Consider the following 14,283-nt stretch of genomic DNA (forward strand, 5'->3'; position numbering starts at 1 on the left):
GTGATTCGTGGGCCTGATGGCGCTACGCTTATCAGGCTGTTAATGTGCCGCCGTGTACAGGTCGATAATCTGTTCCCGGCTGGCGGTGCGTGGGTTGGTGCGCAGACAAATATCCTCCAGCGCCCCCGTCGCCCAGCCGCTGTAATGTTCTGCTTCCGCGCCTGCGTCGCCGAGGCGCGTCGTCAGGCCCACTTCGGCGATCAGATCGCTCACCGCCGTGATGGCATCGCGATCGTCCGATTTCTTATTGGTCAACGCCCGCCCGATATGCGTAAAGCGTTCACGGCACACCATTCGGTTAAACCCCATCACCGTTGGCAGCAGCATGGCATTCGCCTGGCCGTGAGGGATGTGCAGCGTCGCCCCCGGCTGGTGCGCCATCGCATGGCACAGCCCCAGTCCGGCGCTGGAAAACGCCATTCCCGCCATACAGGAGGCAAGCAGCATACTTTCGCGCGCGGCGAGATCGTGTCCGTAGCCCACCGCTTTCGGCAGTGATTTGCCGATCATCGCTATCGCGCCAATCGCCAGGCTGTCAGTAAACGGAGAGGCATTCAGCGCGCTGTACGCTTCCACCGCGTGAGTGAGCGCATCAATACCGGTCATTGCCGTGACCGATGACGGCACGCCTTCGGTCAGCGCGGCATCAAGAATCGCCAGATCCGGCATCAAAGAGGCATGCGCCAGCACCTGTTTGCGCCCGCTCGCCGCGTCGGTAATCACCGTGACGTTGGTGGTTTCCGATCCGGTACCGGCGGTGGTAGGCACCGCGATCAGCGGCAGGCGCGGACGCAGCGTGCTGGTTTCCGTCATCTCTGCCAGCGTCAGGCTGGGATTGGTGACCAACAGCGCGACCGCTTTTGCCGCATCCAGCACGGATCCGCCGCCAAACGCCACCACGCCGTCGCATTTAGCCTCGCGCAGCTGCGCAACCGCGGCACAGACGTCGGTAATACAGGGTTCCCCTGGTGGACACGACCAGACCGTCATCGCCACGCCCTTCATCGCCAGGCTGCGCTCAAGCGGCGCGGTCAATCCGGCCTGATGCAGAAAACTGTCGACCATCACAAACAGATGGCTGAGTTCGCGCGTCTGCGCTTCCTGTCCGCAAGCGCTCAACGCGCCGAGTCCACACAGCGTGACCGGCGGAACGCTAAAGGTTTTCACGCGTTGCAGATTCAGGGTATCGAATGCCTGAAAGAGCGCCGTCTGCAAGTCAGCTTGCATAGATTCCCTCCGCTTTCTCTTTCCCGCTGTTAGCGATAGCCAGCGGCGTCATAAACAGGCTGTGTTGGGGCAGATGCACCTGTAAAGTCGGGAAACGCTGGCGAAACAGTTCGCCCACCCCCGGCTGCATGCAGGAACCGCCCGCCAGCCACAGATCGTTAATCCCCTGCCCTTCAATGTGCCGGGCGACAATCTCCGCCATTTTTTCGTACACCGGCTTAACCACCGGCCAAATCTCCTGCGCATTGCTGCGCTTGTACTGCTCGGCCTCCTCCAGCGGGATGCGCCGGTTTCCGGCAAGGGTCAGTGAAATGTGATGACCACCGGTCGCTTCGTCGGCGGACCAGGTCACGTCCCCCCGCTTCACGATGGCGATGCCGGTCGTGCCGCCGCCGATATCCACCACGCCGGCGTTATCGAGTTGCAGCAGATCCGCCACTGCAGTCGGTTCATCCAGCACGTGGCTCACCTCCAGCCCGGCCGACTCCAGCACGTTGATTGAAATGCGCGGATCGGTGCCCGGCGGGAATGAGGTCGCCGCATGGGTGAAGCGGCAGCCGAGCCGTTTTTCGAGCGTATCGAGATGACGGCGCACCAGGGTGACCGCGCCGAAGAAATCCCAGACGATGCCGTCACGCACGACGTCAGCCCAGTCGAGGCACACCGCGACGGGCTGCGCGTCGCCGTCGACGACCATCGACACTACGTCGCAGGTGCCCAAATCCACGCCCAGCCACAGCGGAGACTCGCTGTCAGCGGGCGTCTGATTACAGAGCTGCGCGGCTTTTTGCAGTCGCGGCGTCAGCCAGCGTTGTTCGTCGTGCGCCATGTTTTATCCCTTAAACGATTCTGAACGCATCCACCAGCACGCAACGACGCAGACGCACAAAGGTGCGCGCGCTGGTGACCCCTTCCCCGGTTGGCGTAGTGATGGTCATCGTGGTCCAGCCTTCACCGCCCAGCCCCAGCCCGGCAATGCACGGCCCGTTTTTGACGAAAATGCTGGTATCAATGGCGTTGGCCATCTGGTTCATGTTGTCGATATTGCGCGAGTGCATAGCCGCCGTATGGTGACAGCCGCCTTCCAGCTCAACCGCCAACGCGATCGCCTCATCGACATTTGCCACCCGTACGACCGGCAGCACCGGCATCATCAGTTCGGTGACGGCAAAAGGATGACTGGCGGGCGTTTCGACAAACAGCAACCGGGTTAGCTCAGGAACCTTCAGACCAATGGCTGCCGCGATTTTCGCCGCGTCACGGCCCACCCAGTCACGGCTGACGGTGCCTTTGCCGCGTTCATCAATATTTTTCAGCAGTACCGGCTGAAGCTGTTCGGCCTGCGCGGCGGTCAGTTTCACCGCCTGTTGGCCTTCCATCAGGCGCATCAATTCGTCGGCAACGCTGTCGACGACAATCAATACCTTCTCGTCGGCGCAAATAATGTTGTTATCAAAGGACGCGCCTTTCACGATGGATTCGGCGGCGCGCGAGAGGTCGGCGGTCTCATCCACCACCACCGGCGGATTACCGGCCCCTGCGGCAATCAGCCGCTTGTTGGTGTGTTTACGGGCGGCTTCGACGACCGCTTCGCCGCCAGTGACCACCAGCAGGCCGATGCCCGGGTACTTAAACAGCCGTTGGGCGGTTTCGATATCCGGATTCGCCACCGTGACCAGCAGGTTCTCCGGGCCGCCCGCCGCCACCACCGCCTGGTTGAGCAGGGTGATGGCGCGCTGTGAAACGCCTTTCGCCGCCGGATGCGGGGCAAACACCACGCTGTTGCCGGCAGCAATCAGGCTGATGGCGTTATTAATCACCGTCGCCGCCGGGTTGGTGGACGGCGTCACCGAGGCCACCACGCCCCACGGCGCGTTTTCAATCAGGGTCAGTCCGTTATCACCGGTCAGTACCTGCGGCGACAGACATTCCACACCCGGCGTGCCGCGCGCCTGGGCGATATTTTTGGCCACTTTATCTTCGACACGGCCCATGCCGGTTTCTTTGACGGCAAACTCCGCCAGTTCTCTGGCGTGTTTTTCGCCCGCCTCACGAATGGCGTGAATCGCAAGCTGGCGCATCGCCACGCTTTTCAGCCCCTGCTGGGCGATTTTTGCGGCTGCCACCGCATCATCCAGGGAGGCAAAAACGCCCATTTCATGAACGGCGGCCACCGGATGGCTGCTGTCCTTCATTTTCAGCAGCACCGCTTTTACCACCTGTTCAATGTCCTGTTGATTCATGATGTTCAGTCCTATTTATGGAAAATCACCTGACCGCCCGCCACCACTTCATCGACGATGCCAATGACGCACAGATCCACTGGCGAGGCTTCACTGCGGTGCGCCTGACGCGCCGAGCTGCCGCTGACCAGCAGTACCCATTCGCCGGTTCCCGCGCCGATACTGTCGATAGCGACAGCGCACTGCCCGTCCGGGTTGCCCGCAGCATCAATCATCTCGACCATCAGCAGCTTGTCGTGGGCCAGTCCCTGATGGCGGACGGTGCAGACGATTTGTCCTGTAACGACAGCCAGTTTCATACCCGCCTCCTTGTTGCCGGATGACCGCGCCTGGCGTCTTATCCGGCCTACACAATCCGAACGCCGTGGGTGGTCTCCCGTAGGCCGGATAAGCACAGCGCCATCCGGCACCACGTGTCATGCTTAGATGTTGCTGTCGCCTTTGAAGCTGATCGGGAAGACTTCTTCCAGATCGCCATGCGGACGTGGGATAACATGTACGGAGACCAGCTCGCCAATGCGCTGCGCGGCGGCGGCGCCAGCATCCGTTGCCGCTTTGCACGCCGCGACGTCGCCGCGCACCATCGCGGTCACCAGACCACCACCAATCTGCTTCACACCAACCAGTTTCACGCGCGCGGCTTTCACCATCGCATCAGAGGCCTCAATCAGTGCAACCAGGCCCCGGGTTTCAATCATTCCTAAAGCTTCCATTGTGTTTTCCTCTCATGGGGTCCAGAACGGGACCGTTTATACAACCAGGGTTTGCGAATCGCGTACGCGGCTCGCGTCAGTCTGGCGCGGCACCGCAGCCACCAGCGCCAGTTCGATAATTTCCTGTACGCTACAGCCCCGTGACAGGTCATGTAGCGGCGCGGCCAGCCCCTGAATCAGCGGCCCGACAGCGCGGTATCCGCCCAGACGCTGGGCGATTTTGTAGCCGATATTGCCCGCTTCCAGCGACGGAAAGACCATCACGTTGGCGTTGCCCCGCAGCGGACTGTCGGGCGCTTTTTGCGCGGCGACCTCCGGCACGAAGGCGGCGTCAAACTGCAGTTCACCGTCCACCTGCAGTTGGGGCGCGCGTTCCCTCACGATCTCTGTCGCCTGCTGCACGTTAGCGACGTTAGGATGACGGGCGCTGCCGTGGCTGGAAAACGACAGCATCGCCACCCGCGGCTCGTCGCCGGTAATGGCGCGCCATGACGCCGCGCTGGCGATGGCGATATCCGCCAGTTGCGCCGCCGTGGGCTGCGGCACCACGCTACAGTCGGCAAACCCTAACGCTGGCCCAACGTACTGCGGCAGCATCAAAAAAATGGACGACAAGGTTTTGCAGCCAGGCTGAAGGCCAATGATGCGTAGTCCGGCGCGCAGCACATTGGCCGTCGATGACAGATTGCCCGCAATGCACACATCAGCGTGCCCCGCGCTGACCATCGCTGCGGCAAACATCAGCGGGTCGCTCAGTTTTTCCACCGCATCCGACGGCGTTTTTTCTCCTGCTTTTGCCAGCCAGCGGCGGGCAAAATCCTCGCGCATTGCGGGATTGCTCTGTGGGTCGATGACCTGAATCCCGTCCAGGGCCACGCGGTGGCTCAACGCAAACTGACGCAGAGCGAATGGGCTGGCGACCAGAACTGGGCGCGCCAGCCCCTGCTGTTGCAGGTAGTGCGCCGCTTTTAACACGCGCGGGTCTAACGCATCCGGAAACACCACCCTGGCAGGCGCCTGTAAGGCCAACTGGCGGGCGCGTTCAATGATCATTGTTCACCTCCCAGTCGCTGTTGGATCTGACTGACGGTAAGCGGCTGCGTCGCGACGGACAAAATCATCATCACGTAGACCGCGCTGGAAAGGCGGTTCAGCGCCTGCATGATGTCCGGTCGCAGAACCTCAAAACTGCGGTTGATAAAGACCTGCGCGGCAATGGTTTCCGTTTCGCGCACTTTGGTGCGTAGCAGGTTAAGCAGCGCCGCGTCGCGCCCGTGGCGGGCTTCCGGCACCAGATGGTCGTGGCCGAGATAGCGCAACGGCTGATGAGAAAGGCGGTGCAGATCGTCTTCGTTCAGGCCGACAATCGACTGCGCCGCCAGCGGTTCGTCCATCGCGTCGGCGCGCATAATATTGCCAAGCCGCGAACGAATATCCGCCAGCCACGGCTGCCAGAGGTCCGACAGTTCTGTTTGCAGCCACACAGTCAACGCGATAGTGCTGTCCAGCGCGGCGCGAAAACCCAGGCGCGGATCGCTTTTCGCGACCATTTTGTCCGCCGTCAGATGGGTCAGCGTGTCGGGCTTCTCCTTCACCGGCTGGCGGCACAGTTCGCAGCAGGCCTGCGGATGGGTGTCGCTGCTGGTCAGGCCGTGCACCGGCTGCAGTTGCTGTTGCTCGTCGTCGACGAACAGGCGGCCCTGCTCATCAAGAAATTTGATGCGCAGACGGCGACTTTCCAGCAGTTCACGGGCAGAGGGCGTCAGGCGGGCGTCAGCGGGAAGATGGATCTCCGCACCCTCGCTGAGCGTATGGTTCGCTCTGAGCCATGCTTCGGTGATGAAGTCGTTCATACCGATTGCCAGTTCGCAGGCCACGCTACGTACAGGAAACGCACGGTCGTCGGCGTGCCAAATTCAATGCTGGAGCCTTTAGGGATAAACATGACGTCCCCGGCTCTGGCGATCAGGGTTTCGCCTTCATGACGCACATGCAGTTCGCCTTCCAGCACCATGTCGATTTCGTCGTAGTTCAGCGTCCACGGGAAGAAAGCGTTGTCCCATTGCATAAATCCGGCGGCCATGCTGCTGCCATCCTGCTCAGTCACCAGATCGGTTAAGCCCACGCAGTGCGGTTCGGCGCCGTCAAAACGACCAAACTTCACGCTGCTGCCGTTAACAACCTTGATTCCGCCTTTGCCGGTAACGGATTTAAAGCCCGGCTGCATCCCGGCCTGCTCCAGCGACTGTTTTTCTTTCAGCACTTTCTCCATCAGTTGCGAAACCAGGCTTTCGGTGAACTGCCCTTCCGGCAACTGCGCTATGATGGTTTCACGAATGCGCTGGGTATCGGATTTGCCCGCGTCCGCGCTGCTCGTCGTCGGGGCAGATTCGTCGCATTCCGTTATCGTCACGCCCAGCTGTTCCGCGACCTCTCGCGCTTCCGGGGTGATAATGCTGGCGCGCAGGACCACCGACATCGCCTGTTCGCCGCGTGCATGAGCCGCACGTATGTCATTCGCTGTGATGAGTTTTTTCACCTGCCCCTTCCTCCTTTTGGCTAAGCTCACTCAGATAGTCCACCAGATGCTGTACGCTGCCCGGATCCTGGCTGTTGAGGGCAAAAATCGGCTCTGCAAAGCCCATCCCGCGCAGTAACGCCCGCGTAGCAGGCACGTCGGCATCCGGCCTGTCCGTTTTGCTGATCACCGCAATGTGTCGTTTACTGGCGCCAATATCTAACAGCCCGGCAGGTAAGCGACTTTCTCTGTCATTTGCCGCATGGACATAAATCAACGTGTCGACGTCCTGCAGCGTGGTTATTAAGGCGTGGTACCAGCGGGGATGGCTGAAATATTCCCCGGGGGTGTCAATATCGCCGTCGGCATTAAATTCCACGGCCTGCGTTTTCCTGGCGAGGGAATAATTTCCCTGCAGCGCGTTAAAAAGCGTCGTTTTTCCCGCACCTACCGCCCCCACAAACGCAATACGTTTCATACCGGCTCCGAATTAGCTTTTGGTCAGCTCACACAGGGTAAAATTTAATAAGCGCCCAAGTCCGCTGACCGTTTGCAATAATGCTTCCTCTACCGCGCCGACGGTTCCATAAATCACCAGCGCGCCGCTGAACCGGTCGAGAAAGCCGATATGGACATCGGCGGCTTTCATCGCCAGATCGCCTGCAATCATGGCGGTCTCACCGGGCGTCAGCGTCATAATGCCGATAGCGCCTGCCTCGGGAACGCCGATCTTTTTCGCCAGTTCTTCACCTGGATGCGCAATGAGATGCGCCAGCGTGACCTGTTTACCCGGCACAAATTCCTGAATGATGCGTTCTTTATCCATTGGCCACCGCCCCTGTTGAAACTGGTCTTATCGTGGCAATTTTTTGCTGGGGTAAATAACAAAATTCGGCAAGGTGATTTAAAAGGTGAAGGAGATCACTATTACGCAGAAATAAAAAAGCGCGGGAGAGACCCGCGCCGAAATGAATTAAAGTGAAATTACAGCGGTTGCGTTTGTGCTTCGACGACCGCCAGCGCCACCATATTAACAATCCGCCGCACAGAGGCGATCGGCGTTAATACATGTACTGGCTTCGCCACGCCCATTAATACTGGCCCGACGGTCACGCCTTCAGAACTGGAAACGCGCAGTAAGTTGTAACTAATACGTGCCGCTTCCATATTCGGCATCACCAGAATATTGGCGGAACCTTTCAGCGGACTGTCCGGCATCCGGTCATTGCGAATACTTTCCACCAGCGCCGCGTCACCGTGCATTTCGCCGTCGATCATCAGTTCCGGAGCCCGTTGTTTGATCAGCGCCAGCGCTTCGCGCATTTTGCTGGCCGCTGGCGCATTGGATGACCCAAAGTTGGAATGCGACAGCAGCGCCACCTTCGGCTCAATGCCAAAGCGACGCACCGACTCCGCCGCCATCAGGGTGATCTCCGCCAGCTCTTCCGGCGTCGGATCTTCATTGACATAGGTATCGGCAATGAAGGTGTTACCGCTCGGCAGCAGCAGCGCGTTCATCGCCCCCGCCGCATGCACGCCTTCACGGTAACCGAACACCTCTTTGACCACGCTGAAGTGCTCATGGTAGTCACCGATAGTGCCGCAGATCATCGCATCAGCTTCACCGCGTTGCACCATGATCGCGCCAATGGCCGTATGATTGCCGATCATCGCCCGCTGCGCCTGCTCCTGGGTGATCCCACGGCGCTTCATGATCTGGTAATACTCGCTCCAGTACTCTTTGAAACGCGGATCGGATTCGTTGTTGACGATCTCAAAATCAACGCCCGCTTTGATCTGTAATCCCAGTTTCTGGATGCGCATCTCGATCACGCCCGGACGGCCAATCAGGATGGGCTTCGCCAGTCCCAGGGTCACTAACTCCTGGGTGGCATGCAGCACGCGCGCCTCTTCCCCTTCCGGCAGCACCACGCGCTTCGGCTCTTTGCGCGCCTGGGAGAAGATCGGCTTCATAAACAGGTTGGTTTTATAGACAAATTCGGTCAGCTTATCGACATAGACGTCAAAGTCGGCGATGGGCCGTTTCGCCACGCCGGAGTCCATCGCCGCTTTCGCTACGGCCGGGGCGATTTTAACGATTAAACGCGGATCGAACGGTTTCGGAATGATGTATTCCGGCCCGAAACTCAGATCCTGATCGCCATAGGCCGAGGCCACCACTTCGCTCTGCTCGGCGTGGGCCAGTTCGGCTATCGCATGCACCGCCGCCAGCTTCATCTCTTCGTTGATTGCGGTGGCGCCAACGTCCAGCGCGCCGCGGAAAATGAACGGGAAGCACAGGACATTGTTCACCTGATTCGGATAATCCGAGCGTCCGGTACAGATAATCGCGTCCGGGCGAACCTCTTTCGCCAGCGGCGGCAGGATTTCCGGTTCCGGGTTCGCCAGCGCCAGAATCATTGGCGCACGGGCCATTTTCTTGACCATCTCCTGGGTCAGCACTTTCGGGCCGGAGCAGCCGAGGAAGATGTCCGCGCCGTCAATGACATCATCCAGCGTGCGTTTGCCGTCATCATCCACCGCATAGGCCGCTTTGGTTTCCGCCATATTCGGCTCGCGACCTTTGTAGATCACGCCTTTCGAGTCGCAGACCACAATATTGTGTTTTTGCATCCCCAGCGCCACCAGCAGGTTCATACATGCGATAGCCGCCGCGCCCGCGCCGGAAACGACCATTCGCACATCGGAGATGTTCTTTTCCACCACCCGCAGGCCGTTCAGAATAGCGGCTGTGCTGATGATGGCGGTCCCGTGCTGATCGTCATGGAACACTGGAATGTTCATCCGTTCACGCAGCTGTTGTTCAATATAGAAACATTCCGGCGCTTTAATGTCTTCGAGGTTGATGCCGCCGAAGGTCGGTTCCAGTGCGGCCACCACGTTGATAAATTTATCCGGATCCAGCTCGTCGACTTCGATATCGAACACGTCGATACCGGCAAATTTTTTGAACAGTACGCCTTTGCCTTCCATCACCGGCTTACCGGCCAGCGCGCCGATATTGCCTAAGCCGAGCACTGCCGTACCGTTAGAGATCACCGCGACGAGGTTGCCGCGCGCAGTGTATTTGTAGGCCGCCAGCGGATCTTTTTCAATTTCCAGACAAGGGGCCGCGACGCCCGGCGAGTAGGCCAGCGCCAGATCGCGCTGTGTCGCCAGAGGCTTGGTTGGAGAGACCTGGATCTTACCGGGGACAGGGAATTCGTGGAAATCAAGCGCGCTTTGTTTTAACTGGTCATCCATCTTGTTGTTCCTTTTCACGTAACGATCAAAAAATGAGACGCAACAGCCTGGTGCGCCGCACATTATCACCGCTGTGCGGGGCGCAAACTTTGAAGGTCGCCAAACTCTTACGACTCAAAATAATGAAATTGTAATCAACTCATAACAACCATGTTACCCGGTTGCGCCAGCAATACCATGCCTGTCTGCTATGCTTTTTTGTTATGCAGTTCATGAATTTTCCAGAAGTGTGAATTAACGCACTCACCTAACACTTTACTTTTCAAGGAGTATTTCCTATGAACCAGTTAGACGGCATCAAACAATTCACTACTGTCGTGGCGGACAGCGGCGACATTGAGTCGATTCGCCATTATCAGCCCCAGGATGCCACCACCAACCCTTCTCTGCTGCTGAAAGCGGCGGGTCTTGACCATTACAGCCACCTGATCGACGACGCCCTCGAATGGGGTAAAAAACGCGGTAAAACCCAGGAGCAGCAGGTCGCGGAAGCCTGCGATAAGCTGGCGGTCAATTTTGGTGCGGAAATTCTGAAAAGCATCCCCGGTCGCGTATCGACCGAAGTCGATGCCCGCCTCTCGTTCGATAAAGAAAAAAGCATCGAGAAAGCACGTCATCTGGTCGACCTGTATCAGCAGCAGGGCATCGAAAAATCACGCATTTTGATCAAGCTGGCCTCCACCTGGGAAGGCATTCGCGCGGCGGAAGCGTTAGAAAAAGAAGGCATCAACTGCAACCTGACGCTGCTGTTCTCTTTCGCCCAGGCCCGCGCCTGCGCTGAAGCGGGCGTGTATCTGATCTCCCCGTTTGTTGGGCGCATCTATGACTGGTATCAGGCGCGCAGTCCGATGGATCCGTATGTGGTGGATGAAGATCCGGGGGTGAAATCCGTGCGGAACATCTATGACTACTACAAGCAGCACCGCTATGAAACCATCGTCATGGGGGCCAGCTTCCGCCGTACCGAACAGATTCTGGCGCTGACAGGCTGCGACCGCCTGACCATCTCCCCTGACCTGCTGAAACAGCTGCAGGAAAAAGAAGAACCGGTCATTCGCAAGCTGGTGCCCTCTTCGCAAACCTTCCATCGTCCGACGCCGATGAGCGAAGCCGAATTCCGCTGGGAACATAACCAGGACGCAATGGCGGTTGAAAAGCTGTCTGACGGCATCCGCCAGTTCGCCGTCGACCAGCGCAAACTGGAAGACCTGCTCGCTGCCAAACTTTAAACACTGCCACGGAGAGAAATATGTCCCGTAAAGAACTTGCCAACGCCATTCGCGCGCTCAGTATGGATGCCGTGCAGAAAGCCAATTCCGGCCACCCCGGCGCCCCGATGGGGATGGCCGATATTGCCGAAGTGCTATGGAACGATTTTCTCAAGCATAATCCGACCGATCCCACCTGGTACGACCGTGACCGCTTTATTCTCTCTAACGGTCATGCCTCGATGCTGCTCTACAGCCTGCTGCACCTGTCCGGCTACGACCTGCCGCTGGAGGAGTTAAAAAACTTCCGCCAGCTACACTCCAAAACGCCGGGCCATCCGGAAATCGGTTATACGCCGGGTGTAGAAACCACCACCGGCCCGTTGGGTCAGGGGCTGGCGAACGCCGTCGGCCTGGCCATTGCGGAACGCACTCTCGCCGCGCAGTTCAACCAGCCGGATCATGAGATCGTCGACCACTTCACATATGTGTTTATGGGCGACGGCTGTCTGATGGAAGGGATTTCACACGAAGTGTGTTCGCTGGCGGGCACGCTGGGTCTCGGCAAACTGATCGGCTTTTACGATCACAACGGCATTTCCATTGATGGCGAAACCGAAGGCTGGTTTACCGATGACACGGCTAAACGGTTTGAAGCCTACCACTGGCATGTGGTGCATGAAATAGACGGCCACGATCCGGAAGCGGTGAAGAAAGCGATTCAGGAAGCCCAGAGCGTGAAGGACAAGCCGTCGCTGATTATCTGCCGTACGGTTATTGGTTTTGGCTCACCGAACAAAGCAGGTAAAGAGGAGTCGCACGGCGCAGCGCTGGGCGAAGAAGAAGTCGCGCTGACCCGCCAGAAGCTGGGCTGGCGCCATCCGGCGTTTGAGATCCCAAAAGAGATTTATCGCGCCTGGGATGCCCGTGAGAAAGGCGAAAAAGCGCAACAGCGCTGGAAAGAAAAATTTGCCGCCTATGAGAAGGCGTATCCGGATCTTGCCGCCGAGTTTAGCCGCCGGATGAGCGGCGGCCTGCCGGAAGCCTGGGAAGAGACGACGCAGAAATTCATCAACGACCTGCAGGCGAATCCGGCGAAAATCGCCACCCGCAAAGCCTCGCAAAACACGCTCAATGTTTATGGACCGCTGCTGCCGGAGCTGCTTGGCGGCTCGGCGGATCTGGCGCCCAGCAACCTGACCATCTGGAAAGGCTCCACCTCGCTGAAAGAGGACCCGGCGGGAAATTATATCCATTACGGCGTGCGCGAATTCGGCATGACCGCCATCGCCAACGGTATTGCTCATCACGGCGGATTTGTCCCCTACACCGCTACCTTCCTGATGTTTGTCGAGTATGCGCGAAACGCCGCGCGCATGGCGGCGCTGATGAAGGCGCGGCAGATCATGGTGTATACCCATGACTCCATTGGCCTGGGGGAAGATGGCCCGACCCACCAGGCGGTGGAACAACTGGCGAGCCTGCGCCTGACGCCGAACTTCAGCACCTGGCGACCATGCGATCAGGTTGAGGCGGCGGTCGGCTGGAAGCTGGCGGTGGAACGTCATAACGGTCCAACGGCGCTTATCCTGTCACGTCAGAATCTGACGCAGGTCGAGCGTACGCCGGAGCAGGTAAAAGAGATTGCCCGCGGCGGCTACGTGCTAAAAGACAGCGGCGGCAAGCCGGACATCATTCTGATCGCCACCGGTTCGGAGATGGAAATTACGCTGCAGGCGGCGGAAAAGCTGACCGGCGAAGGACGTAACGTGCGGGTGGTTTCGTTGCCTTCAACGGACATTTTTGATGCCCAGGACGAGGCATACCGTGAGTCGGTGCTGCCGTCAAACGTGACGGCGCGCGTGGCGGTCGAAGCCGGTATTGCCGATTACTGGTACAAATACGTCGGCCTGAAAGGCGCAATTGTCGGTATGACGGGTTACGGGGAATCGGCGCCTGCCGACAAGCTGTTCCCGTACTTTGGCTTTACGGTCGAGAATATCGTTGCGAAGGCGCAGAAAGTGCTGAAGGCCTGATATCTGTCTTCACCTTAGCGCGTAATCCACAGCGTGGGCCAGGCATCTGGCCCATGCCAGCCATCGCAGCTCGGTTCTTCCGCGTAACGCACCAGGCGAAAACGTTGACCGTCAAAGCGCCAGCGGGTCTGAATACCGCAGTCCGTCATTCCCCGCCCCTTCGCCAGGGTTATCAACTCGCGGGATTTCTCATCAAAACTGGCGTTCATCAACTCCATGTCATTGCTCCCCGATCCGTTTTTAAACGGCAGACGCAGACGAACAGCGTGGGAAGCCAACGGTTTTTTGCGCGACACAACCCACGCCAGATCGACGGTGTTCCACGCGCCGGCTTCACAGGCAATCATCATCAGGGCTTTATCATCGGTGAGCGCAGTGACGCGGACATCCCGGCGCGACGGATCAAGCGAACAGCGAATACCGTTCATTCGCCAGTTACCGTAATCGAGCAGATCGTTTCGTTCTTCAAGGGACAGCGGCGTGGGCGTGGGGTTAACTACCGCCACGCCTTTCAGTGCGGGCGCGGGCGGCACGCTGAGGGGCGGATCGTCGCCTTTATCAATCCACGCCGTTTCGCTTCCCACGCGCTTTTGCTGCGCGTCGATAAACAGCAGCGCGGCCTTCAGCCCGGTTAATGAAATGCGTTGACTGCCTTTACGCAGAGTAATCGCGTCGCTTTCCTGAATCGTCTGCAGAAACTCGCTTATCGTCGCCGTATCGTCAGTCATGAGATGCCACGCCGTGACGCGCCAGCGCTGGCCGTTCAGGGCCAGAGGATGACCGTCAAGCAGCAGTCGCGGCGCGATCTCTTTTTCGCCCTCTGGCGTTTTTAAGCCGCCAAGATCGATACGCAAAACGGCGTCAGTATGTGCGCCTGCGCTACGGCTGAGGGTCATCACCAGACCGCCATGGTCACCGGTATTACGCGCAATGCAGAAGTTTTGGTTATTACAGGTCACCTGCCAGTCAGAAAAGGCCTGCTGCGCCGGGGCCGCCCATAACAGTCGACCCGGAAGCAGGCCGAGCAGGAAAAGGAAAATGACGCGATAGCGCATGGACGGTGATAACCCCAGA

Annotated in this window: 14 protein-coding genes; 2 read left to right on the forward strand and 12 right to left on the reverse strand. The window is 58.8% G+C overall.

Features of this window, described 5'->3' with window-relative positions:
- Positions 1 to 39: 39 nt before the first annotated feature.
- The 11 genes from eutG to maeB all read right to left on the reverse strand — a co-directional run bounded on the left by eutG (position 40) and on the right by maeB (position 9,965).
- Complete coding sequence (eutG, locus tag OOJ60_RS09975) at positions 40 to 1,227, reverse strand: ethanolamine utilization ethanol dehydrogenase EutG (RefSeq protein ID WP_205612496.1); 1,188 nt, start codon at positions 1,225 to 1,227, stop codon at positions 40 to 42.
- A complete protein-coding gene (eutJ, locus tag OOJ60_RS09980; protein WP_199956601.1) occupies positions 1,217 to 2,056 on the reverse strand; it encodes an ethanolamine utilization protein EutJ in 840 nt (279 codons plus the stop codon). Before eutJ ends, eutG begins: the two co-directional genes overlap by 11 nt.
- 10 nt (positions 2,057 to 2,066) lie before the next feature.
- A complete protein-coding gene (locus OOJ60_RS09985) occupies positions 2,067 to 3,470 on the reverse strand; it encodes an aldehyde dehydrogenase family protein (RefSeq protein WP_205612497.1) in 1,404 nt (467 codons plus the stop codon).
- Between the two features lie 11 nt (positions 3,471 to 3,481).
- On the reverse strand, positions 3,482 to 3,769 hold the full coding sequence (eutN, locus tag OOJ60_RS09990) for an ethanolamine utilization microcompartment protein EutN (RefSeq protein ID WP_042290880.1): 288 nt from the start codon (positions 3,767 to 3,769) through the stop codon (positions 3,482 to 3,484).
- 123 nt (positions 3,770 to 3,892) lie between these two features.
- Complete coding sequence (gene eutM, locus OOJ60_RS09995; protein WP_000387720.1) at positions 3,893 to 4,183, reverse strand: ethanolamine utilization microcompartment protein EutM; 291 nt, start codon at positions 4,181 to 4,183, stop codon at positions 3,893 to 3,895.
- 36 nt (positions 4,184 to 4,219) lie between these two features.
- On the reverse strand, positions 4,220 to 5,236 hold the full coding sequence (gene pta, locus OOJ60_RS10000; RefSeq protein ID WP_199956599.1) for a phosphate acetyltransferase: 1,017 nt from the start codon (positions 5,234 to 5,236) through the stop codon (positions 4,220 to 4,222).
- Entirely contained in the window at positions 5,233 to 6,036 is an 804-nt protein-coding gene (gene eutT / locus OOJ60_RS10005) for an ethanolamine utilization cob(I)yrinic acid a,c-diamide adenosyltransferase EutT (protein ID WP_199956598.1), read from the reverse strand. Before eutT ends, pta begins: the two co-directional genes overlap by 4 nt.
- Positions 6,033 to 6,722: an ethanolamine utilization acetate kinase EutQ gene (gene eutQ / locus OOJ60_RS10010; RefSeq protein WP_205612498.1), complete on the reverse strand. Its 690-nt coding sequence runs from the start codon at positions 6,720 to 6,722 to the stop codon at positions 6,033 to 6,035. The genes eutT and eutQ overlap by 4 nt, the downstream gene beginning before the upstream one ends.
- Entirely contained in the window at positions 6,697 to 7,179 is a 483-nt protein-coding gene (gene eutP, locus OOJ60_RS10015) for an ethanolamine utilization acetate kinase EutP (protein ID WP_060570546.1), read from the reverse strand. Before eutP ends, eutQ begins: the two co-directional genes overlap by 26 nt.
- Before the next feature lie 12 nt (positions 7,180 to 7,191).
- On the reverse strand, positions 7,192 to 7,527 hold the full coding sequence (gene eutS / locus OOJ60_RS10020; protein ID WP_042290888.1) for an ethanolamine utilization microcompartment protein EutS: 336 nt from the start codon (positions 7,525 to 7,527) through the stop codon (positions 7,192 to 7,194).
- A gap of 158 nt (positions 7,528 to 7,685) precedes the next feature.
- A complete protein-coding gene (gene maeB, locus OOJ60_RS10025; protein ID WP_042290889.1) occupies positions 7,686 to 9,965 on the reverse strand; it encodes an NADP-dependent oxaloacetate-decarboxylating malate dehydrogenase in 2,280 nt (759 codons plus the stop codon).
- A 278-nt stretch (positions 9,966 to 10,243) separates the two neighbouring features.
- Here maeB and tal point away from each other — a divergent pair, with 278 nt between their 5' ends.
- Both tal and tkt read left to right on the forward strand, forming a co-directional pair.
- Positions 10,244 to 11,194: a transaldolase gene (gene tal, locus OOJ60_RS10030; protein ID WP_060570544.1), complete on the forward strand. Its 951-nt coding sequence runs from the start codon at positions 10,244 to 10,246 to the stop codon at positions 11,192 to 11,194.
- Positions 11,195 to 11,214: 20 nt separating this feature from the next.
- Positions 11,215 to 13,209, forward strand: a complete 1,995-nt coding sequence (gene tkt, locus OOJ60_RS10035; protein ID WP_205612499.1) for a transketolase — start codon at positions 11,215 to 11,217, stop codon at positions 13,207 to 13,209.
- A 14-nt stretch (positions 13,210 to 13,223) separates the two neighbouring features.
- Here tkt and OOJ60_RS10040 read toward each other — a convergent pair whose 3' ends face one another.
- Positions 13,224 to 14,264 (reverse strand): DUF1176 domain-containing protein, encoded by a 1,041-nt coding sequence (locus OOJ60_RS10040; protein WP_060570542.1) that lies wholly within the window; start codon positions 14,262 to 14,264, stop codon positions 13,224 to 13,226.
- Between the last annotated feature and the right edge of the window lie 19 nt (positions 14,265 to 14,283).

This window comes from Citrobacter sp. R4 (assembly GCF_026719175.1).
GTDB lineage: Bacteria > Pseudomonadota > Gammaproteobacteria > Enterobacterales > Enterobacteriaceae > Citrobacter_A > Citrobacter_A sedlakii.